Source organism: Pseudoalteromonas sp. G4 (genome assembly GCF_028875915.1).
Classification (GTDB): Bacteria; Pseudomonadota; Gammaproteobacteria; order Enterobacterales; family Alteromonadaceae; genus Pseudoalteromonas.
The window spans coordinates 1-22,117 of sequence record NZ_JAPEHW010000052.1 but is presented as its reverse complement, the minus strand read 5'-3'; the positions used below and the strand labels follow the sequence as shown (position 1 = coordinate 22,117).

General features: G+C 41.9%; 21 protein-coding genes. 16 read left to right on the top strand and 5 right to left on the bottom strand.

From position 1 onward, the window contains the following. Window positions 1-31: 31 nt before the first annotated feature. Window positions 32-403 carry a PilZ domain-containing protein gene (locus ON073_RS14345; RefSeq protein ID WP_274762558.1) on the bottom strand — a complete coding sequence of 124 codons (372 nt, stop codon included), beginning with the start codon at window positions 401-403 and terminating at the stop codon, window positions 32-34. A gap of 124 nt (window positions 404-527) precedes the next feature. Between ON073_RS14345 and ON073_RS14340 the strand changes: the two genes are divergently transcribed. Beyond that, window positions 528-1,115 carry a hypothetical protein gene (locus ON073_RS14340; protein ID WP_274762556.1) on the top strand — a complete coding sequence of 196 codons (588 nt, stop codon included), beginning with the start codon at window positions 528-530 and terminating at the stop codon, window positions 1,113-1,115. 6 nt (window positions 1,116-1,121) lie between these two features. Continuing rightward, a complete protein-coding gene (locus ON073_RS14335) occupies window positions 1,122-2,204 on the top strand; it encodes a rhomboid family intramembrane serine protease (RefSeq protein WP_274762554.1) in 1,083 nt (360 codons plus the stop codon). 60 nt (window positions 2,205-2,264) lie between these two features. Here ON073_RS14335 and ettA read toward each other — a convergent pair whose 3' ends face one another. After that, window positions 2,265-3,938, bottom strand: coding sequence for an energy-dependent translational throttle protein EttA (gene ettA, locus ON073_RS14330; RefSeq protein ID WP_274762553.1), 1,674 nt, complete (start codon window positions 3,936-3,938; stop codon window positions 2,265-2,267). Between the two features lie 144 nt (window positions 3,939-4,082). On the opposite strand from ettA, the gene ON073_RS14325 reads away from it, so the two are divergent. The 12 genes from ON073_RS14325 to ON073_RS20605 all read left to right on the top strand — a co-directional run bounded on the left by ON073_RS14325 (window position 4,083) and on the right by ON073_RS20605 (window position 16,795). After that, on the top strand, window positions 4,083-6,311 hold the full coding sequence (locus ON073_RS14325) for a patatin-like phospholipase family protein (protein ID WP_274762551.1): 2,229 nt from the start codon (window positions 4,083-4,085) through the stop codon (window positions 6,309-6,311). Between the two features lie 199 nt (window positions 6,312-6,510). Beyond that, window positions 6,511-7,767 (top strand): serine hydroxymethyltransferase, encoded by a 1,257-nt coding sequence (gene glyA, locus ON073_RS14320; RefSeq protein WP_010561692.1) that lies wholly within the window; start codon window positions 6,511-6,513, stop codon window positions 7,765-7,767. Between the two features lie 69 nt (window positions 7,768-7,836). Further along, on the top strand, window positions 7,837-8,286 hold the full coding sequence (gene nrdR / locus ON073_RS14315) for a transcriptional regulator NrdR (protein WP_038642469.1): 450 nt from the start codon (window positions 7,837-7,839) through the stop codon (window positions 8,284-8,286). A 4-nt stretch (window positions 8,287-8,290) separates the two neighbouring features. After that, window positions 8,291-9,412, top strand: a complete 1,122-nt coding sequence (ribD, locus tag ON073_RS14310; protein ID WP_274762550.1) for a bifunctional diaminohydroxyphosphoribosylaminopyrimidine deaminase/5-amino-6-(5-phosphoribosylamino)uracil reductase RibD — start codon at window positions 8,291-8,293, stop codon at window positions 9,410-9,412. 1 nt (window position 9,413) lies between these two features. Continuing rightward, window positions 9,414-10,073: a riboflavin synthase gene (locus tag ON073_RS14305; RefSeq protein ID WP_274762549.1), complete on the top strand. Its 660-nt coding sequence runs from the start codon at window positions 9,414-9,416 to the stop codon at window positions 10,071-10,073. Between the two features lie 24 nt (window positions 10,074-10,097). Then, on the top strand, window positions 10,098-11,210 hold the full coding sequence (gene ribBA, locus ON073_RS14300; protein ID WP_274762548.1) for a bifunctional 3,4-dihydroxy-2-butanone-4-phosphate synthase/GTP cyclohydrolase II: 1,113 nt from the start codon (window positions 10,098-10,100) through the stop codon (window positions 11,208-11,210). A gap of 97 nt (window positions 11,211-11,307) precedes the next feature. After that, a complete protein-coding gene (ribH, locus tag ON073_RS14295; RefSeq protein WP_274762547.1) occupies window positions 11,308-11,772 on the top strand; it encodes a 6,7-dimethyl-8-ribityllumazine synthase in 465 nt (154 codons plus the stop codon). Window positions 11,773-11,781: 9 nt separating this feature from the next. Continuing rightward, entirely contained in the window at window positions 11,782-12,195 is a 414-nt protein-coding gene (gene nusB, locus ON073_RS14290; RefSeq protein ID WP_038642461.1) for a transcription antitermination factor NusB, read from the top strand. A gap of 34 nt (window positions 12,196-12,229) precedes the next feature. Beyond that, window positions 12,230-13,198: a thiamine-phosphate kinase gene (thiL, locus tag ON073_RS14285; protein WP_274762546.1), complete on the top strand. Its 969-nt coding sequence runs from the start codon at window positions 12,230-12,232 to the stop codon at window positions 13,196-13,198. An 11-nt stretch (window positions 13,199-13,209) separates the two neighbouring features. Continuing rightward, complete coding sequence (locus ON073_RS14280; RefSeq protein ID WP_274762545.1) at window positions 13,210-13,680, top strand: phosphatidylglycerophosphatase A family protein; 471 nt, start codon at window positions 13,210-13,212, stop codon at window positions 13,678-13,680. 14 nt (window positions 13,681-13,694) lie between these two features. Continuing rightward, complete coding sequence (locus ON073_RS20610) at window positions 13,695-15,086, top strand: ligand-binding sensor domain-containing protein (protein ID WP_446728535.1); 1,392 nt, start codon at window positions 13,695-13,697, stop codon at window positions 15,084-15,086. Further along, a complete protein-coding gene (locus tag ON073_RS20605; protein ID WP_446728534.1) occupies window positions 14,975-16,795 on the top strand; it encodes a diguanylate cyclase domain-containing protein in 1,821 nt (606 codons plus the stop codon). Before ON073_RS20610 ends, ON073_RS20605 begins: the two co-directional genes overlap by 112 nt. A 78-nt stretch (window positions 16,796-16,873) precedes the next feature. On the opposite strand, the gene dxs is transcribed toward ON073_RS20605, so the two are convergent. From dxs to xseB, 3 genes are all read right to left on the bottom strand, one after another. Further along, complete coding sequence (gene dxs, locus ON073_RS14270; protein ID WP_274762544.1) at window positions 16,874-18,739, bottom strand: 1-deoxy-D-xylulose-5-phosphate synthase; 1,866 nt, start codon at window positions 18,737-18,739, stop codon at window positions 16,874-16,876. 69 nt (window positions 18,740-18,808) lie between these two features. Continuing rightward, window positions 18,809-19,681: a (2E,6E)-farnesyl diphosphate synthase gene (ispA, locus tag ON073_RS14265; RefSeq protein WP_274762564.1), complete on the bottom strand. Its 873-nt coding sequence runs from the start codon at window positions 19,679-19,681 to the stop codon at window positions 18,809-18,811. A gap of 26 nt (window positions 19,682-19,707) precedes the next feature. Continuing rightward, window positions 19,708-19,941, bottom strand: coding sequence for an exodeoxyribonuclease VII small subunit (xseB, locus tag ON073_RS14260; protein ID WP_274762543.1), 234 nt, complete (start codon window positions 19,939-19,941; stop codon window positions 19,708-19,710). A 235-nt stretch (window positions 19,942-20,176) separates the two neighbouring features. Here xseB and pomA point away from each other — a divergent pair, with 235 nt between their 5' ends. Together pomA and ON073_RS14250 are read left to right on the top strand one after the other, a co-directional pair. Beyond that, window positions 20,177-20,938, top strand: a complete 762-nt coding sequence (gene pomA, locus ON073_RS14255) for a flagellar motor protein PomA (protein ID WP_274762542.1) — start codon at window positions 20,177-20,179, stop codon at window positions 20,936-20,938. A 3-nt stretch (window positions 20,939-20,941) separates the two neighbouring features. Continuing rightward, window positions 20,942-21,853 carry a flagellar motor protein MotB gene (locus tag ON073_RS14250; RefSeq protein WP_274762541.1) on the top strand — a complete coding sequence of 304 codons (912 nt, stop codon included), beginning with the start codon at window positions 20,942-20,944 and terminating at the stop codon, window positions 21,851-21,853. Window positions 21,854-22,117 lie beyond the last annotated feature (264 nt).

Sequence of the window (22,117 nt, the reverse complement as noted above, 5' to 3'; positions counted from 1 at the left end):
TAAGTTAATGTTTTACGCATACTTAGGCAGGTTAGTCTTGTAGCACAGATAAATGTTCAAGCTCGCGATAAAGCTCTTCTTCATCACCCATGTTTAATTCGATAAGGCGTTTTAAGTGGGTCACACTGTCGATTTCAATTTGTTCACAGCGAAGCCCCAGTTGTGTGTTTTCAACATGCGCAAGTGAAACCATCATCTCAATAATGATATCGCTGTTTGATAGCTGAAACGATAGCGTTGCACTTTTAGCAAGATCACACGCCGTAGGCCAGTTTTCAGGCTTTTTAATCAGTGCACCTTTTAGTGAAAGGTCCAAAAGCTCGGCACTGTACTCAACACCTTGAAAAGTTAAGGTGGCAGGGGTGCGATAAATAATACGGTTAAACTGTCGTCTTTCTTGCATTAGGTACGCTCCTTATCGTTATCATTAAAGCATAGCCGATTAACAAAAAATATTAAATATTTTCATGCTGATATGTTTTAATAGCGGGCTCAAAATAGGGAATTAATTTTAAAAGGGAAAATTCATGCCTGAGCAAGTTTCTGAATGTATTGAAAAACAAAAGATTGACCACGGTGAATTAAAAAAAACCGGCTTTTGGTTAAATCAAATATTTATGATTGTATCAACCATTGTTGGGGTGTTTTTGGCTGCGCAAAGCGGTTTAGAGCAAGCGCTAAAATTCGATACGCTAAGTAAAATGGAAGACAACTATTATCTTCGCATGTCGTTATATGATGAGTTAGATGATGCGGTTAAAGAATTAGAAGCATACGCCGTTATTCTTGCCAAAAGCCCCCCCAAAACAGTGATTCAAGAGCAGCGGCCAATGCTAGAGAAATATGTCTGGCAAACAATGAAATACAATCCAACGACACTTGAAACACCGAGTGAAATTTTATCGGAAGTGCGCCGCTTTTATAGCAAAGCAGATCGAACTATTGATCAGGTTGGCCGATGGGCAATCAGTTCTCGTCACGCTTCAAAATTATTATTAGAACAAACGGAATACTTTAAAAACGGTCCGTTATTAAATCTCAAAAACAGCGCGGAAGAACTCAAGCGGTTACTTGCAAAAGAAGATATTCAAATTGGCGTATTAAAAGGAGAGTAATTAGCCATGACCAAACGTTGTCCTAAATGTATTAATGTGGCGTTAGAAGTGACACATTATTGCGGTGAAGAAATCGATGTGTGTCGCCAATGTGGTGGATTATGGTTTGAGAAAAACCAAGTTAACCGCATGATTGATGAGATTAATGACGGTCCGATTGGTGAGTGCTATAGCCATCATTTTGGTGAACCACTTGGCAAAACAGAGTTAAATTGCCCTGATTGTGGTGAGCACTTAGAAGCGGTGCATTTATTAAAAGATTATGAAACCGAGCTTGATGTTTGCCGCAAATGTGATGGCAGTTGGATTGATAAAGACGAGCTAACTTCGGTTGAAAATAGTCCTGAACTGCGTAGCGCGTTAGATGAACTGAATAAAAAAGTGTCTTGGAAAACCTATTTGTTTCAGTTTTTAACACAAATGCCTGTGGAATATAACTTAAAAACAAAATCAAAACCTTGGGTTAATTGGTCGTTAATCGCGCTTAATATCATCATTTTTTGTGCTTATTTCTTTAATATCGAAAGCTTTAACTTTGTTATTGAAACGTTGGCACTTACCCCTAAAGATGTGGTGAATGGGCAAGAAGTATGGACATTATTGACCTGTGTGTTTTTGCATGGCTCGGTAATGCATTTAGTAGGGAATATGTATTTTCTCTATATCATTGGCGACAACTTAGAAGATGCGTTGGGCCATAAAAAGTACCTTGCTTATTACCTTATATGTGGCTTAGGCGCTTCATTATTTAGTTTGCTTTTATCACAAAATCCAAATATTCCATCGGTTGGTGCAAGTGGTGCAATCGCTGGTTTATTCGGTATGTATTTAATGTGGTTTAGACACGCTAGCCTGACCTTTATGTTTATTATTTATCAGAAAAAACTAAGTGCGGTTTGGTTCTTTGCGATTTGGATTGCGATAAATATTTTTGGCTTAGTTGCGCTACAAGACGGTGTTGATTATGGCGCGCACATTGGTGGATTTGTTGTGGGCTTAATTATCGGTTATTTCTTAAAAGAGAAAGTACTTGCTGACAATCCGCTGATTAAGCTACTCAATCAGCCTGAAGCAGTATTAAAACGTTAGCATTAAACGGATTAAAAAAGCCCGCAAATGTGCGGGCTTTTTTGTATTTTTGAAAACCTGTTAACCGATTTTCTTGTACTTAATACGCTTAGGTTGCGCGGCTTCTGCGCCAAGCGTTTTCTTAAGCCATGCTTCGTACTCTGTGTAGTTACCTTCGAAGAAGTTAACTTGACCTTCATCACGGTAATCAAGAATATGCGTAGCAATACGGTCAAGGAACCAACGGTCGTGCGAGATACACATTACACAGCCTGGGAATTCTAAAATGGCATTCTCAAGGGCACGTAGTGTTTCAACGTCGAGGTCATTGGTAGGCTCATCGAGTAAGATCATGTTGCCGCCAGCTTTTAGAAGCTTAGCTAAATGAAGACGGTTACGCTCACCACCTGATAAGTCTTTAACGTATTTCTGCTGGTCGTTACCTTTAAAGTTAAAGCGCGATACATAAGCACGGCTTGGAATTTCAAAGTTACCAATTTTCAGTACATCTTGGCCTTCAGAGAGTTCTTGGAATACTGTTTTTGAACCATCTAAGTCATCACGGAACTGATCAACCGTTGCAAGCTGAACCGTTTCACCAAGTTCAAAGTTACCTGCATCTGGCGTTTCTTGACCGCTAAGCATACGGAATAACGTTGATTTACCTGCACCGTTAGCACCGATAATACCAACGATAGCGCCTTTTGGTACTGAGAAGCTTAAATCATCAATCAGTACACGGTCACCGTAGCCTTTTTTGATGTTACTTACTTCAAGTACTTTGTCACCTAGGCGAGGACCTGGTGGAATAAATAGCTCGTTAGTTTCGTTACGCTTTTGATAATCAGACTGCTGTAGCTCTGAGAATTGTGCCATACGCGCTTTTGATTTAGCCTGACGGCCTTTTGGATTTGAACGAACCCACTCAAGCTCTTGTGCAATTGATTTCTGACGTGCTTTTTCCGCTTTTTCTTCTTGCTTCAAACGCGCATCTTTTTGCTCAAGCCATGATGAGTAGTTACCTTCCCAAGGAATACCTTCACCGCGGTCTAGCTCTAAAATCCAACCGGCAACGTTATCTAGGAAATAACGGTCGTGGGTAATCGCCACAACAGTGCCTTCGTAATCGTGTAAGAAACGTTCTAACCATGCAACTGACTCGGCGTCTAAGTGGTTAGTTGGTTCGTCGAGTAGAAGCATGTCTGGCTTTTCAAGTAATAAGCGACAAATTGCTACACGGCGACGCTCACCACCTGAAAGTACTTTAATCGGCGTATCCCATTCTGGTAAACGAAGGGCATCGGCTGCACGCTCTAGGGCATTATCTAGGTTGTGACCATCGTGTGCTTGAATAATTGCTTCAAGTTCACCTTGCTCTTTTGCCAATGCGTCAAAATCTGCACCGTCCATTGCGTATTCAGCGTAAACTTCATCTAAACGTGCAAGGGCATTTGTCACTTCCGAAAGTGCTTCTTCAACTGTTTCGCGAACAGTTTTATTTTCGTCTAATACTGGCTCCTGAGGTAAGTAGCCAATTTTGGTATCAGGGAATGCGCGTGCTTCACCTTCAAACTCAGTATCAACACCGGCCATAATGCGCAGCAAGGTAGATTTACCTGCACCGTTTAAACCAAGCACACCAATTTTTGCGCCAGGGAAAAATGAAAGCGAAATATCTTTTAAAATAGTACGCTTTGGCGGTACTACTTTACTAACACGGTGCATCGTGTAGATAAACTTATCCGGTAAAGGCATGAATAATCCTATAGTATTTTGAATAATATAATTGCTGCATATTGTAGTGCGATATATGGGGGCATTCAATGTCGTGACGTATTTAAAATGACATTCTATTCAGTTAAGGTAAGGTATTAAAAAAATTATAGAAATTGCTTAACCATGTTAGCCATTCGCAAAATGCCCGTTGTACTGTTGATTTTCTTTTTGATTGTTAGCCTACCAGTGCTTGCTAAAACGCAACCTAAAATAGGGTTAGTGCTTGGCGGTGGTGGTGCCAAAGGTGGTGCCCATATCGGCGTGCTTAAAGTATTAGAGCAAAATAATGTAAAGATTGACTATATTGCAGGCACCAGTATTGGCGCGTATGTCGGTGGCATGTATGCCCTTGGGTACTCAGCAGATGAAATAGAAGCCTTTATGCTCAACGAAGATTGGGATCAGGGTTATTCCGATGACATCCCTCGCCAAGACCTTCGTTACCGTGATAAAGAATTAAGAGATACTTATAATTTACAGCTTAATTTAGGCATACGCGAAGGCGCAATTAAATCATCCAAAGGGTTTTTGGTTGGGCAGAGTATGGGCCGATTACTGCGTAATTCCACGCGTACAGTGCATTTGTTTGATGACTTTGACCAGTTGGCGATTCCATATCGCGCAATAGCTACGGATTTAAGCACCAGTGAAGCTGTTATCCTCAGTTCAGGCAGCATTGTTAAAGCGATGCAAGCATCGGCATCTGTACCAGGTGCCGTTCAACCAACTGAAATTGATGGCCGCTTATTGGTCGATGGCGGGATTGCCAATAACCTACCGATTGATGTGGTCAAAAGTATGGGGGCGGATATTGTTATTGTGGTGGATATCGGTGCGTCTTTAGCTTCAAGCAATCAATTTACCTCGACGGTGGAAGTGCTCGGTCAATTGTCAACCATACTGACAAATGCATCGACCCAATGGCAAAAACGCCAACTTACTGAACACGATATTTACATTCGACCAGATATAGATGATTTAAGCACGACAGATTGGGCTGATTTACCAGAATCCTTTACTCGAGGCCGCCTTGCTGCAGAGCGTGTACAAGATAAAATTGCGGCTCTAGGGGTGCCGCAAGTCGAGTTCGAGGCCTATTTAAATACCAAACAACAGCGCAGTGAAAACTGGTTTAAACCTTTAAAAAACGCAATTTTAGCAATTTCTCTAGATAATCAATCAGCAATAAATAATAAAATTATTTTGCAGCACTTTGCATTAAAACCGGGCGATTCCCCCTCCGAACATGATATTCAATTAGCAGTGAATCGTGTCTACGCACTGGATGAGTTTGAACGTGTTGAAACTGAATTTAAAGACACCGAACAGGGGCGGGTTTTAGTGCTTAAAACGGTGGGGAAGTCGTGGGGCCCTAATTACATCGATTTTGGCGCTAATTACCAAAGTGATGTTACGGTAAACTCAGTGTTATCTTTGGACATGGCCTATACACGCTCGGCGCTTAATGAATATGGCGGGGAATGGCGCACAGAATTATCTCTCGGCTTCGAGGAATATCTTGCAACTGAATTATATCAACCGCTTAATGCTGAAGATGATTTTTATGCTCGCACACGCCTTGGCTTCATTCGAAATCGCTATACCTTACAAACGGTTACACAAGCATACTTTGATCTTGATAAAAATTACCTTACAGGCATTGCTGCCTTTGGTTATAACTTCAATAACTACTGGCGCTTGGAAGCGGGTGTTTTAAAAGATAATGGTACGCTTGAACAGAAATCCATTGTAAATGAGAAGTTTGATTATGATCAGAGCGCTTTTTACAGCACATTAATGTTTGATAATTTAGACAGTATAAGCTTTCCAACCAAAGGGAATCGTTTACGTATTTATTTTGCAAGAGCAAAAGAAGCCTATGATGATGTACTTGATCCTGCGGATAATCGCATGAGTACAAAGTTTAAAATAGATTGGCGAGGTGCTTTTTCCCTTCGGCATCATGCTTTTGTTGGCACTGCTTCTTATGCCGAATACGACTCTGACGCTGCATTTACGGCGAATACAGAGCAGCTGGGCGGCTTCTTAAACTTATCTGGTTACGGCAAAAATGTATTGATTGGTCCGAAAAAGGCATTTGCGGCGGCCATTTACCAGTATGATCTTGGACGCGATATGTTAAATATGACAAGTATGCCACTCTATTTAGGCATCAGCGCAGAAGCGGGAAATGTGTGGCAAGTGCAACAGGATATCGATTTAGAAGATTTAATCTTTGCCAGTAGTTTGTTTGTTGGCACCGATACCCGATTTGGGCCCGCAGCTGTCGGTTTTGGTGTAACAGATAACAATGAAAGTACTTTTTTTATCTCGTTGGGCAAACACTGGTAGTTACATAAAATTATTTTATCTAGTTTTTACGGTGTATTTCATTTTTAAATCAATCGATTTAAAAATATCATTAAAAATACACTGTGAAAAATTTTCAATCCCTGTTTAAATAACTTCACACAGACAAAGTAGGCAAGGGCGCTTTTTAAGCGTACAATACGCCCTTTATCCCACAACCATCTTCTATTTAGGAGTAACCATGTTAGAACGTAGCATGAATATCTCGGATTTTGATCCAGAACTATTTGGCGCAATGGAAAAAGAAAAGCAGCGTCAAGAAGAGCACATCGAACTTATCGCGTCTGAAAACTACTGCAGCCCGCGTGTACTTGAAGCACAGGGTTCTCAGTTAACTAACAAATACGCGGAAGGTTACCCTTACAAGCGTTACTATGGTGGTTGTGAGCACGTTGATGTTGTTGAGCAATTAGCAATTGATCGCGCAAACGAACTATTTGGTACTGACTACGCAAACGTACAACCACACGCAGGTTCGCAAGCTAACGCAGCTGTATTCCAAGCGTTACTTCAGCCGGGCGACACAGTTTTAGGTATGAGCCTTGCACACGGCGGTCACCTAACTCACGGTTCACACGTAAACTTCTCTGGTAAAACGTACAACGCTGTTCAGTACGGCCTAAATGAAGAAACAGGCGAAATCGACTACGCACAAGTTGAAGCGCTAGCACTAGAGCACAAACCAAAAATGATCATCGGTGGCTTCTCAGCATACTCAGGTATTGTTGATTGGGCTAAGTTCCGTGAAATCGCTGACAAAGTAGGTGCTTACCTACTAGTTGATATGGCACACGTTGCAGGTCTTGTTGCTGCTGGCGTTTACCCAAGTCCAGTACCATTTGCACACGTTGTTACGACAACTACGCACAAAACATTAGCGGGTCCTCGTGGTGGTCTAATCGTGTCTAACTGTGGCGACGAAGAGATTTACAAAAAGTTAAACTCTGCGGTATTCCCAGGTGGCCAAGGTGGTCCTCTATGTCACGTTATCGCTGCTAAAGCGGTTGCATTTAAAGAAGCACTAGAGCCTGAGTTCAAAGCATACCAAACACAAGTTGTTAAGAACGCACAAGCGATGGTTGAAGTCTTCAAAGCACGTGGCTATGACGTTGTTTCTGGTAAAACAGACAACCACCTATTCTTACTTGATCTAATCAACAAAGATATCACAGGTAAAGATGCTGACGCGGCACTAGGTAACGCTTACATTACAGTTAACAAAAACTCAGTACCTAACGACCCACGTTCACCATTCGTAACGTCAGGTCTACGTATTGGTTCACCTGCTATCACGCGTCGTGGCTTCAAAGAAGCTGAAGCAAAAGAGTTAACAGGCTGGATCTGTGATGTACTAGACAACATCGAAGATACTAAAGTACAAGACGAAGTTCGTGAGAAAGTTAAAGCAATTTGTGCGAAACACCCTGTTTACGCATAATGTTTTCTCATAGTTAACATGTTATGATAAGGCCGCTTTTTTGCGGCCTTTTTTATTTCGAGGAAGTTTATGCATTGTCCATTTTGTACAGCTAATGACACTAAGGTAATAGACTCACGTTTAGTTGGTGGTGGTCATCAGGTGCGTCGTCGTCGCGAATGCAATGAATGCCATGAACGTTTTACCACTTTTGAGGGCGCAGAACTGGTGATGCCCCATGTAATTAAGCAAGATGGCAGCCGCGAGCCCTTTAATGAAGACAAACTTCGCAATGGGTTACGCCGTGCACTCGAAAAACGTCCAGTTAGCACTGAGCAAGTCGAAGAAGTAGTGCATCAAATAAAATCACAACTACGCGCTACCGGTGAGCGTGAAGTAGCCAGTAAAACAGTGGGGGAATTTATTATGGAAGCGCTGAAAAAACTCGATAAAGTAGCCTATGTGCGCTTTGCTTCCGTATATCGCTCATTTGAAGATATTAAAGAGTTTGGCGAAGAAATTGCGCGTTTGGGTGAATAAATAAATGTTGGATAGTCGTTTTTCTGAACGTGACCATTTTTTTATGTCACGTGCTATCGAACTGGCCAAGCAAGGTCGTTTTACCACAACACCAAACCCTAATGTGGGTTGTGTTCTAGTTAAAGATAACCAAATTATAGGTGAAGGCTTCCATATTCAAGCTGGTGGTCCTCATGCTGAGGTGCATGCGCTTAAAATGGCTGGCGATAACGCCAAAGGCGCAACTGCTTATGTTACGCTTGAGCCGTGTTCGCACTATGGTCGTACACCGCCATGTGCTGAAGGCCTAATTAACGCAGGCGTTGGCCGAGTAGTTGCTGCCATGGTTGATCCAAACCCAGAAGTCGCAGGTCGCGGTTTAAAGATGCTCGAAGATGCCGGAATCGAAACCGACTTTGGATTACTAACTAATGAAGCTGATGCACTCAATTTAGGCTTTTTAAAACGCATGCGTACCAACTTGCCGTATGTGCGCTGTAAGCTTGCAGCCAGCTTAGATGGCAAAACTGCTTTGCATAATGGCGAAAGTAAGTGGATCACTTCCAGTGAGTCTCGTCGTGTTGTGCAAGCACTTCGCGCTGAAAGCTGTGCGGTGCTCTCGGGTGCCGATACTGTGATTATTGATAACGCGAAATTAAATGTGCGCTTTGATGAACTCGATGAGCCTGATGCAAAACACAGTACTCGCCAGCCAATACGCGTGATTATTGATTCGCAAAATCGCTTAACACCCGACCTCGCGTTATTTCAGCAACAATCTAAAATAATTATTGCACGTACAACACTTGATAATTCACACTCTTGGCCGCATTTTGTTGAACAAGTTGTGGTGAAAGATAACAATAGCAAAGTTGATTTACCCGCATTAATGGCAATGCTAGCTGAGCGTGGTATTAACTTAGTGTTGCTAGAAGCAGGTGCGACACTTGCAGGCAAAATGTTTGAAGCGAATTTAGTGGACGAACTTGTGCTATTTATGGCGCCTAAATTAATGGGGCATACCAGCAAAAGCTTAATTAATTTACCTGCGTTTGACGCTATGTCTCAAGTTCCTGAACTTGAAATTAAAACCCTTAAACATGTAGGGCAGGATATTTGCCTGCATGCATTGGTAAAAAGAAATTAATATGTTTACAGGCATTATAGAAGCAACCGGTACTGTTGCTGCAATTGAAATGATTGCAGGTGATATGCGCGTTACTATTAACTCAGGCAAACTGGATTTAGGCGACGTTAAATTAGGTGATAGCATCGCAACTAACGGCGTATGTTTAACCGTAATTGCATTAACCGGGCAAGGTTATGTTGCTGATGTATCAAAAGAAACACTGTCTCTCACCAACTTTGAAAACTATCAAGTTGGGCAAACGGTTAACCTTGAAAAAGCCTTAATGCCACAATCGCGTTTAGGCGGCCATTTAGTTTCGGGCCATATTGATGGCATAGCGACTGTAACGCGCGTTGAAAAAAATGCCCGCGCAACAGAATATTGGCTCAGTGCGCCATCTCAATTACTTAAATACATCCCTTACAAAGGTTCGGTCTGTATTGATGGTATTAGCCTTACTGTAAACGAAATAAACAATAACGAATTTAAGCTAACTATTGTGCCGCATACCGCAGGCGAAACCACCATAAGTGGCTTTAAAGTAGGTAGCAAAGTGAATTTAGAAGTGGATCAGCTTGCGCGCTATTTAGAGCGTTTAATGATGCCACAACACGAATCAAAACCGACAAGCACTCTCACTCATGAGCTTCTAGCGCAAGCTGGCTTTATGAACCGATAACCAGTCGCAAGCAAAGGTAACAAAATGGGTTTACACACTGCAGCAGAAATTATTGAAGATATCCGTCAAGGTAAAATGGTCATTCTAATGGATGACGAAGACCGTGAAAATGAAGGCGACCTAATTATGGCATCTGAGCACATTAGTGCCGATGCAATTAACTTTATGGCGACTCACGGCCGTGGTTTGATTTGCTTAACGTTAACACAAGAGCGTTGTCAGCAGCTCAATTTACCGCTGATGGTAAGCAATAATGGCGCACAGTTTTCGACTAATTTTACGATGTCGATTGAAGCGGCAAAAGGTGTAACTACGGGAATTTCAGCTGCAGATCGCGCTCGCACAGTGCAAGCGGCAGTTGCAAAAGGTGCTGTACCTGAAGATATTGTACAGCCAGGTCATATTTTCCCAATTATGGCGCAGCCAGGTGGTGTTTTAACACGCGCAGGACACACTGAAGCCGGTTGTGATTTAGCACGTTTAGCAGGTTGTGAGCCATCGTCAGTAATTGTAGAAATTCTTAATCCAGATGGCACCATGGCGCGCCGTCCAGACTTAGAAGTATTTGCTAAAGAGCACGGTTTAAAAATGGGCACCATTGCCGACTTAATCGAGTACCGCAACTTAAATGAAGCCACTATTGAACGTGTTGCTGAATGTAAGCTACCTACAGAACATGGTGAGTTTGATTTAATCACCTACAAAGATACCATTGACGGTGAGCTTCACTATGCGATGAAAAAGGGTGACGTTAAAGAAGACGATGCAACTTTAGTGCGTGTTCACTTACAAAGTACCTTTAACGATATCTTATTATCAGATCGCGCATCTGATCGAAGTTGGACGCTTTCAGGGGCGATGAAATACATTGCCGAAAATGAAGGCGTGTTAGTTATTTTAGCAAGACACGAAAACCCAGAAGATTTAGAAGCGTTATTTAAAGCGTTTGAAGCGCAAGACAAAGGTGAAAGCCCAAGTGTGCGTAAGTTCCAAGGTACCTCGCGTACTGTAGGTGTTGGTTCACAAATTTTGGCTGATTTAGGCATTCATAAAATGCGCTTAATGAGCATGCCGAAAAAGTATCATGCAATTTCAGGTTTTGGTCTTGAAGTTGTTGAATACGTTGAGCCGAAATAAGCTTAAAAATAAGCCTAAAAAAATTTAATTTAGTATGATAAAATCCGCGCCTTTGCGATTGCGCGATAAATGAATTAGCCAAAGAGAAGGGCATAAAATGAAAGTGATTGAAGGTAAATTAAACGCTCAAGGGAAAAAGTTTGCTATTGTTATTTCTCGCTTTAACGATTTCATTGGTAAAAGCTTACTTGATGGTGCAGTTGATACCTTAAAGCGTATTGGTAACGTAAACGATGACGATATTACTGTTGTTTATGTACCGGGTGCTGTAGAGCTTCCTTTAGCAGCAAAGCGCATCGCAGCAAAGAAAGAATTCGATGCAATCATTTCACTTGGTGTGATTATCCGCGGTGGTACACCGCACTTTGACTTAGTTGCTAACGAGTCAAATAAAGGCCTAGCAAGTGTATCGCTAGACTATGATATTCCTGTAGCGTTTGGTGTTTTAACAACTGAAAACATCGAACAAGCCATTGAGCGTGCAGGCACCAAAATGGGCAACAAAGGCGGCGAAGCTGCACTTGGCGCACTTGAAATGGTTAACCTGTTAGAACAAATTTAAGGGTACTTAATGAAACCAGCAGCTAGACGTAAAGCCCGTAAACTGGCGTTACAAGCAATTTATTCATGGCAAGTAAGCGGTAATCCGGTTGCAGATATCGAACAACAAATGCTTGTTGAAAACGATGTAAGCAAAATTGACGTTGATTACTTTAAAGACTTAGCGCGTGGTGTTGCGGTAAATCATAAGGCGCTAGATGAGGCTGTTAAGCCGCATTTAGATCGTCCTTTTGAAGACATCGATTTAATCGAAAAAGCGATTTTGCGTCTATCTTGTTATGAACTTAAGTTCCGTGAAGACGTTCCTTACAAAGTTGCTATCAACGAAGGTATTGAGCTGGCAAAGTTATTTGCTGCTGATGATAGCCATAAGTTTGTGAATGGGGTGCTAGACAAGACCCAAAATCAGCTTAGAAAAAAATAATTGGAGAGCCGGCTTTAGGCCGGCTTTTTTGTGCATGCAAGAATTTGAATTAATCTCTCACTTTTTCAAAGGGCGCGGTGTCGCACGCAAGGATGTTTCACTCAGTATTGGTGATGATGCAGCGTTGATTAATGTGCCAGAAAACTGCCAATTGGCAGTGACCACAGATACCCTTGTTGAAGGGGTTCACTTTTTTAACGATATCGACCCAAAAGCACTTGGTTACCGCTCACTTGCCTTAAACTTAAGCGATCTTGCGGCGATGGGCGCAGAGCCAGCTTGGATTTCCGTGGCATTGACACTACCAAAAGCTGAAGCACAGTGGCTGGAACAGTTTACCCAAGGAATGCACGAAATTGCGGAATATTACAATGTACAAATCGTTGGTGGTGATACAACGCAAGGGCCATTAACAATTAGCATTTGTGCTAAAGGCTTTGTGCCTAATGGTTGTGCGTTAACGCGAAGTGGTGCAAAAAATGGGGATTGGATTTTTGTTACTGGCTCACTAGGTGATGCTGGCCTTGCCATCGATAGCAAATATGGCAAAGTTACACTGACTGAACAGCAATTCAATGCTGCCAATAAAGCATTTGATTTTCCGACTCCGCAGGTCGCTGCAGGGCAAATGCTTCGTGGCAAAGCAACCAGTTGCATTGATATTTCCGATGGTTTGATTGCTGATATCGGCCACATCTGCCAAATGTCCGGTGTCGGCGCTAAATTGTTTGCCGAAAACATTCCGCTAGCGGCAACGGTTAAAGCGGTGTTGCCACAAGAACATGCGCTAAATTATGCTTTGACCTATGGTGATGAGTACCAATTACTGTTCACTGTGCCGGAAGAGCACAGAACAAGCGTTGAGATGACATTGAAACAATATGGCGTTGAGTTAAGCTGTGTTGGTCAAATTACAAACCATGTTGGAAGTGTAGAATTAACGCTAAATGGTAAACCTTTTACCCTTGAACAGGCTGGTTTCGAACACTTTAATGATAAGTAGTAGGAGTGTGCGTGGCACAATTTAATCTAAAAAAATTTTCACATTTTTGTGCTTTAGGTTTTGGCCTCGGACTGGCTCCTAAAGCGCCAGGTACGTTTGGCACATTAGCAGCAATTCCATTTATTATGATGACAATGACGGCGCCTTTATGGTTGCAGTTGATTGTGGCTGTAGCAATTTGTGGTATTGGTATTTGGTTTTGCGATGTGGCAAGTCGCGATGCTGGCGTACATGATCACCCATCAATTGTCTGGGATGAGGTTGCTGGGTTTTATATCACCATGATTGGCGCGGCTATTTCTTGGCAAACCTTGCTGGTTGGCTTTATCTTATTCCGCTTTTTCGATATTGTTAAACCTTGGCCGATCAAGTTGCTCGATAAACACGTAAAAGGTGGCTTTGGCATTATGGTGGACGATATTCTCGCTGGAATATTCTCCTTGGTATGCTTACAGTTAGTGCTTTATTACGGGCTAATTTAATAATGAGATAAACCGTGCTGTTTCGCTTAATACTGTTATTAACCTTAGTACTTTTAAGTACCTTTAAATTTGCCTACGCATCACTTGATGATTATGTGGTTAAGCAGTGGCATATACAGCACGGACTTGCATCACAATCACTAAAAAATATTGTACAAGACCAGCAGGGCTATTTATGGATTGGCTCTCAGTTTGGTTTAAGCCGTTTTGACGGTAACCGCTTTACCAATTTCAATGTTAACAACAGTGACTTCCTGCCTAGCAATGCAATAAACAGTTTACTGCTAGATAATGAGGGGTTCCTTTGGATTGGCACGGACAATGGGCTAGTAAAATTTAGCCCAAGTGAGCTTAGCTTTGAACGCTTTAGTTTAAACGGCCCTGTACGGGACATTGTACAAGACAACAATGGCCGTATTTGGATTGCATCAAATAGCCTTTATCTATATTCCAATCAAAAACTTAATACAATTTCACAATTGTTAGGTGTCAGTGACACCAATAATAACTTCAGTAATAAGCGCAACGCCCTTGTAAAACTGATTGGCGAAGTGCGTAAAATGGCACTCTCGCCAGATGGTATTTGGCTGATTAATGATCGCTTTTTGATTCGTTTGCAAAGTTTAGCAAATGCCCGAACAGGTAAAATTCGCTTTGAAATCACTGAGCGAATTTCATTACCACAACGCTTAGCGCAGTCGGTACTGTATGATATGGCTTGGCTTGAGGGGGATTTGTTTATTGCATCTGAAGTGGGTGCTTACTTTTTAGATATTGACCAAGAGTTAAGACCTTTTTCATTGCCCTATGCGAATAATGCCACAGTATATAAGTTTATGTATGACTCGGACGGGTCGCTTTGGGTTTCAACCAAAGGGCGACTGTTATATCGCGATAGCAGTGGTATTTGGCAGTGGATTGAGCCATCTGATCTTGAACAAACCATCTGGTTCTCAGATATTTTCCGTGACCAAGACGATAACATCTGGCTTGCTAGCTTAACAGAAGGTTTATGGCAAGCGCGTCCAAGCCAAGTAAAACGTCACCGCGATAGTAAAGGATTAAATCAACCAGTCACCACTCTAAAGTTTGGCCTAGATAATCAACTATGGCTTGCTACTAGCAGCGGCATAGGGTATCTCGATGACAAAGATAGGTTTACGGTTGAAATTGCTGCGGCCAAATTAGGTGGTTTAACGGTACATGACTTGCATTTTCAAGGTGGGCGTTTGCTTTTGTCTACGATAATAAAGAGCTTCGTAAACTCGATGCAGCTGCACTTCGCTCATCAGCGGTGTTTGCAATCGAAAGTGCCGAGCAAGGCGGCTTGTGGATTGCTACTGATAGAGGTTTGTATCGTCTCGCATTTAATGGTCTGCGCTCGTTTGTTTATAACTCGTTTCTAGACAGCAAATATATCACCTTTATTAATGAACAAAATGGTAATGGCTATTTAGGCACTTCACGCGGCGCTTATTTTTTCAATGAACGTGGCATTGAACGTTTGGCAATGGGCAGCGCCCTTGCAGAATCGCATATCAGTTTTATTTTGCCTGTTGAAAATAAGTTGTTTGTTGCAACCCAAAACAACGGTCTTTTTTACCGCAATGATAAGCGTGTTTGGCGTCAATTAGATGTTTCAAATGGTTTACCGTATGGGCCTATTTTAAGTTTGTATTTTGACGATGTTCTACAACATTTATGGGTCAGTACTAGTAAAGGCGTTTACCGCATGCCGATAAAACAGTTTGAAGAGAACGCCAATTCACTGCAAGTAGAGCAAGTTATTTCGCCTTACAATAAACAACTTGATGGCAAAACCAGTCAATGTTGTTCTGGTTACGCACTCGGGGCGATCGCTTCACTAGATTCGAGTTTATGGTATCCGAGTAAATCGGGGTTGGTTGAAATTCCAACTAATATCCGCCTTTTTAGCGAAAGTGACATAAGGCCGATTATTGAAACCGTAACTGCCGATAATAGTGGTGAGCAACATGTTTACCCTGTGCCAGAAATGGACACATTGACACTCAAAACCCAAGAGCGAAACCTTACTCTTGGTTATACCGCGATTAATTATCAGTCAGCATCGAATATCGATTTCCGTTATCGCTTGGTTGGTCTTGATGGTACATGGCGTGAAGCAAATAATAGTCGTGAAGCAAACTATGCGAATTTACCTGCAGGTAAATTTGTATTTGAGTTACAAGCAAAACGTCCAGCGCAAGATTGGAGTAGCGCCGATACTATCTCGCAAACCTTAATCATTCCAAAAGCCTTTGATGAAACCGTGGTGTTTCGATTAATTGTAGTCATGTCGTTTATTCTTGCCTTGTATATTGTGTTTCTGTTTTATCGAACTCAGGAGCGCCGTAAGCAAGAAGAACTAGAGCGTTTAGTTGAAACGCGTACCCAAGCCCTTATTTCAGCGAATGAGCAGCTGAATAAAGCAAATGATCGATTAAAACTGGTCAGTCACTCAGATGAACTGACTGGTCTTCGCAGTCGTCGTCGCTTCTTGTTTGATCAGTTGCCAAAAGATATCGAACATTTCCAAAGTAACCGCGAAAGCCTTGAAATTCAGGGTAAATGTATGGCGTTACTTATTTTAAACTTAGATAAATTTAGCCATGTGAATGATGTGTTTGGCTCTTTCGCTGGTGATAACTGCTTACAGCAAATTGCTTCGATGCTGACCGAGCAAGTGCTTGGTGCCGACTATGTTGTTCGCTGGAGTGGCGATGAGTTTCTTATATTACTCAGGGACATGCAAAAAGGTGCAGTGCATCAGTTTGCGCGCAGTATTAGCCACCAACTTGCAGAACGAGAGTTTGTTATGCCAGATGGCCGTAAAACCAAGTTAACGGGCTCTGTGGGCTGGGCATTTTATCCGTTACCATTACTGGGTGGACAAATTATTAGCTGGGAAACCTCAATCAAAATTGCTGATATTGCGCTGCAAAAAGCTAAAGCGAAAAACCCGGGCAGTGTTGCTTATTTTAGTTTTTCAGAGAACATAGATGCGTTTGAATTTGAAGATAGCGAACGTATTGCTAGTCAGTTAGAAATGCTACTGGAAACAGAGCAAGTTAAGCTGCATATTTCAGAAATATAAAGCGGTTAAGAGTCAGGATTTAGAATTCAGATTTCAGATTTCAGTGAGTTTCTGAAACCTGAATTCTAATAGGATAGGCTACTTAGAAAGGTAGTCTTTGATACTTTGTGCAATGCCATTGGCATCTAAGCCAAGTTCTGCATGCATCTCTTGTTGTGTACCGTGTTTAATAAACTCATCAGGTAAGCCTAAGTTAAGAACTGGCAAAGATAATTTTTCAGCCATAACAAATTCATTAACTGCAGAGCCAGCACCACCCATCAGCGCATTATCTTCAAGTGTGACTAGTGTGCCATGAGTTTTTGCAAGTTGCTTAATTGCATCACCATCAAGCGGTTTAATAAAGCGCATATCTAATAGCGTTGCATCAATTTCTTCTGCAACTTTCTTAGCTTCATCAAGTAGGGTGCCAAAACTAAGAATAGCTGTGTCTTTACCTTCACGAACGACTTTGGCTTTACCAATTTCAAGAGTAGTCATTTCAGTACTTGGTAAAATATCGCCAGCACTACCACGCGGGTAGCGAACCGCACTTGGTCCTTGATTGAGGTGGCCTGTGTAAAGCATTTGACGGCATTCATCTAAATCACTTGGTGCCATAATCACCATATTTGGAATACAGCGCATAAAGCTTAAGTCGTAAGCTCCTTGGTGAGTTTCACCATCAGCACCTACAAGGCCAGCACGGTCAATTGCAAACATCACTGGTAAGTTTTGCAGTGCGACATCGTGAATAAGTTGATCGTATCCGCGCTGTAAAAAGCTCGAATAAATCGCCACAACAGGCGTTAACCCTTCACAGGCTAAACCTGCACCAAGCGTCACAGCGTGCTGCTCGGCAATTGCTGCATCGTAATACTGATTTGGAAATTCTTTTGAAAAGCGCACCATGCCCGAACCTTCACGCATGGCAGGGGTAATTGCCATTAATTTCGGGTCTTCGGCAGCCATATCACATAACCAATCCCCAAATACTTTTGAGAAAGTCGGAGCACTTGGTTTTGACTTAGGTAAACTAGTTTCACTTGGGTCAAACTTTGGTACGCCGTGGTAGCCAATTGGATCAGCTTCCGCAGGTTTATAGCCTTTACCTTTTTGTGTACGAACATGAAGCAGCTGAGGCCCTTTTAAGTTACGCATATTGCGAAGGGTGTCAGTTAACATGCCAACGTCGTGGCCATCAATTGGGCCAATATAGTTAAAGCCGAGCTCTTCAAAGAAAGTGCCTGGAATTACCATGCCTTTAAGGTGTTCTTCCATGCGACTTGCCAGCTCTTTTACTGGTGGCATACCTGAAAGTAGCTTTTTACCACCTTCGCGAATATTAGTATAAAAGCTACCAGAAAGAATACGCGCAAAGTGGTTGTTAAGCGCGCCCACGTTTTCTGAAATCGACATTTCATTGTCGTTCAAAATAACCAGCATATCAGGGTTTAAGTCACCGGCGTGGTTCATCGCTTCAAATGCCATACCAGCAGTCATTGCACCATCACCAATTACCGCTACAACTTTTCGGTCTTGGCCTTCTTTTTCTGCAGCAAGTGCCATACCAAGCGCCGCAGATATCGAGGTGCTTGAGTGACCAACGCTGAACGTGTCGTATTCGCTTTCTTCACGGAAAGGGAACGGGTGTAGGCCGTCTTTTTGACGAATGGTGTGCATTTGCTCACGACGACCCGTTAAAATTTTATGTGGGTAAGCCTGATGACCAACATCCCAAATTAAACGGTCAAACGGTGTGTTGTACACATAATGCAGGGCAACTGTTAATTCAACAGTACCTAAGCCAGATGCTAAGTGGCCGCTGCTTTGTGAAACGGAATTAAGTAAGTAATCTCTCAGTTCGTTACTGAGCTCAGCAAGGTTTTGCTGCGGAATATCACGCAGTTCTTCCGGCGTATTGGCTAAGCTTAATAACGGATACTTGCTACTATCAAATGTCATGATGTTTTAAATTCTATCCTAAAAATAAGTCGCCAATTTATTGTTGTAAGTTATTTGGCGCACTAGGGATCAGTGATCTCTAGCAATTATATATTCTGCAATGGCTTTGAGTCGACCTGTATCGGCGTCTATTTCTGACAAAGCATCAATTGCTTGGTTCACAAGTAAGTGTGCTTTTTCTTTTGCGCCTTGTATTCCCAGTAGTGCAGGGTATGTGGCTTTATTTGCTTCAAGGTCTGAACCTTGCGGTTTGCCTAACGTCTGCGTGTCGCCTTCAATATCAAGAATGTCATCTTGCACTTGGAAGGCAAGGCCAATTGATTCAGCATAACGCGCTAACGCCGCAATTTCTATCTCACTTGCATTACCTGCAAGTGCGCCCATAGTAATTGCTGACTTTAATAGTGCCCCTGTTTTTAGCTTATGAACACGTTCCAGTTGTGCAAGGGAAATCACTGTATCGGTTGCAGCTATATCAAGTGCTTGTCCGCCACACATGCCTACTAAGCCAGATGCATTCGCCAAAGTATGCACAATTTTCAATTGGTTCTGTGCTGATGTACTCACAAATGGTGCTTCGGTTATGGTTTCAAACGCAAGACATTGTAAAGCATCACCTACTAAAATAGCGGTCGCTTCATCAAATGCAATATGACAAGTGGGACGGCCGCGGCGTAAATCATCATCATCCATTGCAGGTAAATCGTCATGCACTAATGAATAACTATGAATACATTCAATGGCAGAGGCGATTCGATCTAAATCTTCATCTTTAGCAGCGAATAGCTCACCGGTTAAATACACTAAAATTGGGCGTAATCGCTTACCGCCATTTAATAAGCTATAGCGACATGCTGCAACGAGTTTTTCGTCACTTTCTAGCGTATTTGGTGTGAGTTCGCTGAGATTTTTTTCTATACGTGGTAAATACGCAGAAATAATGGATTCAACAGAGTTCAAGTGACAGCCTACTGGTTAAAATCGACAAGTTGGGCAGTGTCGTTCTGTCCCATTAAAATTTGCACTTTTTGCTGCGCTTGTTCAAGTTTACTTGAAGAGGCTGACGCTAATGCTATGCCACGTTCAAAATGTTTTAGCGCGGTTTCTAGCGGCAAATCTCCGCGTTCCATTTCATTTACTATGGTAGATAGTTCAGAAATGGCTTCTTCAAAGCTTAAATTCTCCGGTTTTTTGCTCGCCATGGGATACCTGTCACGCAATTAAAATAAAGAGGCCTAATTTTATGGTTATTGACTCGCTAATTCAATTTAACTTGTTAAATAGGCAAAATAATTTCACTAATACTTTTATATCTCTTGCCGATAAATAAAAGTAAATTATTATAATAGTTACGATATCTTACTTTTTGGTAAGCATATTGAGCCTCAAATTTTAAAACCCAAACTTGGTTTATAAGCATTACAACTGGGAGTCAAAGTGGATTTAGCAACGGTTATAGGCATTGTTGGTGCAATAGGTTTTATTGTAATGGCAATGGTAATGGGTGGTGATATCGGCATGTTTGTCGATGTGCCATCAGTATTAATTGTATTTTGTGGTTCATTATTCGTAGTGCTTTCAAACTACACTATGGGGCAATTTTTTGGCATAGGTAAAGTGGCTGGTAAAGCCTTTATGTTTAAAATTGAAGCGCCAGAAGAGTTAATCGAAAAATCAGTAGAGCTTGCAGATGCTGCCCGTAAAGGGGGCTTTTTAGCCCTCGAAGAAGCTGAAATCCCCAATCAGTTTATGCGTAAAGGCATTGATATGTTGGTAGATGGCCACGACGCAGATGTGGTGCGTGCCACACTACAAAAAGATATAAGTCTTACTACCACAAGGCATGAAGCCGGTGCAGGATTATTTAAAGCACTGGGTGATGTGGCGCCTGCAATGGGTATGATTGGTACCTTGATTGGTCTGGTTGCGATGTTATCAAACATGGATGACCCAAAAGCGATTGGTCCTGCGATGGCGGTAGCCCTTTTAACTACTCTTTACGGTGCATTCCTTGCCAACGTAATTGCCATTCCTATTCAAGCGAAACTTGAAAACCGTAAAGATGAAGAAGAACTAAATCAAAAACTTATCTTAGATGCGATTTTAGGTATTCAAGATGGACAAAATCCAAAAGTTATTGAAGGTATTTTGAAAAACTATCTAGCTGAATCAAAACGTGCAGTAGATACCGAGGGGTAAGTTATGTCGGACGAAGCAGAAGAGTGTAAATGCCCGCCCCCCGGATTGCCAGCGTGGATGGGCACCTTTGCTGATCTGATGTCGCTTTTAATGTGCTTCTTTGTATTGTTATTAGCGTTTTCAGAAATGGATGTGTTGAAATTCAAGCAAATTGCTGGCTCGATGAAGTTTGCATTTGGTGTACAAAACAAAATCGAAGTAAAAGACATTCCTAAAGGTACCAGTGTAATTGCTATGGAGTTCCGTCCTGGTAAGCCTGATCCTACGCCAATTGAAACTATTCAACAGCAAACTGTTGAGATGACGCAGCAAATGTTAGAGTTTCAAGCGGGCGAAGAAGATAGTGCTGGGGGGCGTCAAGAACAGCGTGGAAATCGTCGTGGTGGCGAATCGGCAAGTACCTCAAAACAAACCGCCAGTGAAGCACAGCAAGAAAAAACCAATGAGCTGCTTAAGAAAATAGCGCAGCAACTTGAGCAACAAATTATTGATGGTGCAATTGAGCTTGAATCATTAGGTCAGCAAATTATTATTCGTATTCGTGAAAATGGCTCGTTCCCATCGGGCAGTGCGTTTTTACAACCGCAATTTAAGCCAATCATTCAAGAAATTGCCGTTTTACTTAATGATGTACCAGGTGAAATCACAGTATCAGGTCATACTGATGATTTTCAGGTAAGTAATGAGCTGTATACCAATAACTGGGATTTATCAGCAAAACGAGCGGTTGCCGTGGCAACAGAAATGCAAAAAGCACCTTCGTTTGATAAGGGCCGCATGGTGGTGATTGGCCGAGCAGACACTCGGCCACTTGAGCCGAATGTGGATGATGAATCGCGTCGTAGAAATCGTCGCGTTGAGATTTCAATTATGCAAGGTAAAGCAAAAGAGTCCACGCCCATAGACTTACAATAAACACAAAAAGGCCTCATAATCGTGAGGCTTTTTCTTTACATTAAAAGTGATAATTAACAAAGAAAGCAACAAACACAGACTATTGAAGTTCCTCTCACAGTCACAAAGTAGATAAATAGAAGTTATAACCAAATACTCGCCAACAAACTTAGTTGCGCGTGTATTTGTAATATAAAGAAATGACTTTTCATTAAAAATACTTGTGTTTTTTAGCATATTCAGTAATTTGTAAAGTGCCTTAAGGCAAAACAACTACAAGGAGAT

Bases quoted from the DNA above. Each gene is read 5' to 3' on its own strand.
- ribH (WP_274762547.1), top strand. From the start codon at position 11,308: ATGAAAGTGATTGAAGGTAAATTAAACGCTCAAGGGAAAAAGTTTGCT.
- nusB (WP_038642461.1), top strand. From the start codon at position 11,782: ATGAAACCAGCAGCTAGACGTAAAGCCCGTAAACTGGCGTTACAAGCA.
- ON073_RS14305 (WP_274762549.1), top strand. From the start codon at position 9,414: ATGTTTACAGGCATTATAGAAGCAACCGGTACTGTTGCTGCAATTGAA.
- thiL (WP_274762546.1), top strand. From the start codon at position 12,230: ATGCAAGAATTTGAATTAATCTCTCACTTTTTCAAAGGGCGCGGTGTC.
- ON073_RS14340 (WP_274762556.1), top strand. From the start codon at position 528: ATGCCTGAGCAAGTTTCTGAATGTATTGAAAAACAAAAGATTGACCAC.
- ON073_RS14325 (WP_274762551.1), top strand. From the start codon at position 4,083: ATGTTAGCCATTCGCAAAATGCCCGTTGTACTGTTGATTTTCTTTTTG.
- ribD (WP_274762550.1), top strand. From the start codon at position 8,291: ATGTTGGATAGTCGTTTTTCTGAACGTGACCATTTTTTTATGTCACGT.
- ettA (WP_274762553.1), bottom strand. From the start codon at position 3,938: ATGCCTTTACCGGATAAGTTTATCTACACGATGCACCGTGTTAGTAAA.
- ON073_RS14345 (WP_274762558.1), bottom strand. From the start codon at position 403: ATGCAAGAAAGACGACAGTTTAACCGTATTATTTATCGCACCCCTGCC.
- xseB (WP_274762543.1), bottom strand. From the start codon at position 19,941: ATGGCGAGCAAAAAACCGGAGAATTTAAGCTTTGAAGAAGCCATTTCT.
- nrdR (WP_038642469.1), top strand. From the start codon at position 7,837: ATGCATTGTCCATTTTGTACAGCTAATGACACTAAGGTAATAGACTCA.
- ON073_RS14250 (WP_274762541.1), top strand. From the start codon at position 20,942: ATGTCGGACGAAGCAGAAGAGTGTAAATGCCCGCCCCCCGGATTGCCA.
- ribBA (WP_274762548.1), top strand. From the start codon at position 10,098: ATGGGTTTACACACTGCAGCAGAAATTATTGAAGATATCCGTCAAGGT.
- ON073_RS14335 (WP_274762554.1), top strand. From the start codon at position 1,122: ATGACCAAACGTTGTCCTAAATGTATTAATGTGGCGTTAGAAGTGACA.
- glyA (WP_010561692.1), top strand. From the start codon at position 6,511: ATGTTAGAACGTAGCATGAATATCTCGGATTTTGATCCAGAACTATTT.
- dxs (WP_274762544.1), bottom strand. From the start codon at position 18,739: ATGACATTTGATAGTAGCAAGTATCCGTTATTAAGCTTAGCCAATACG.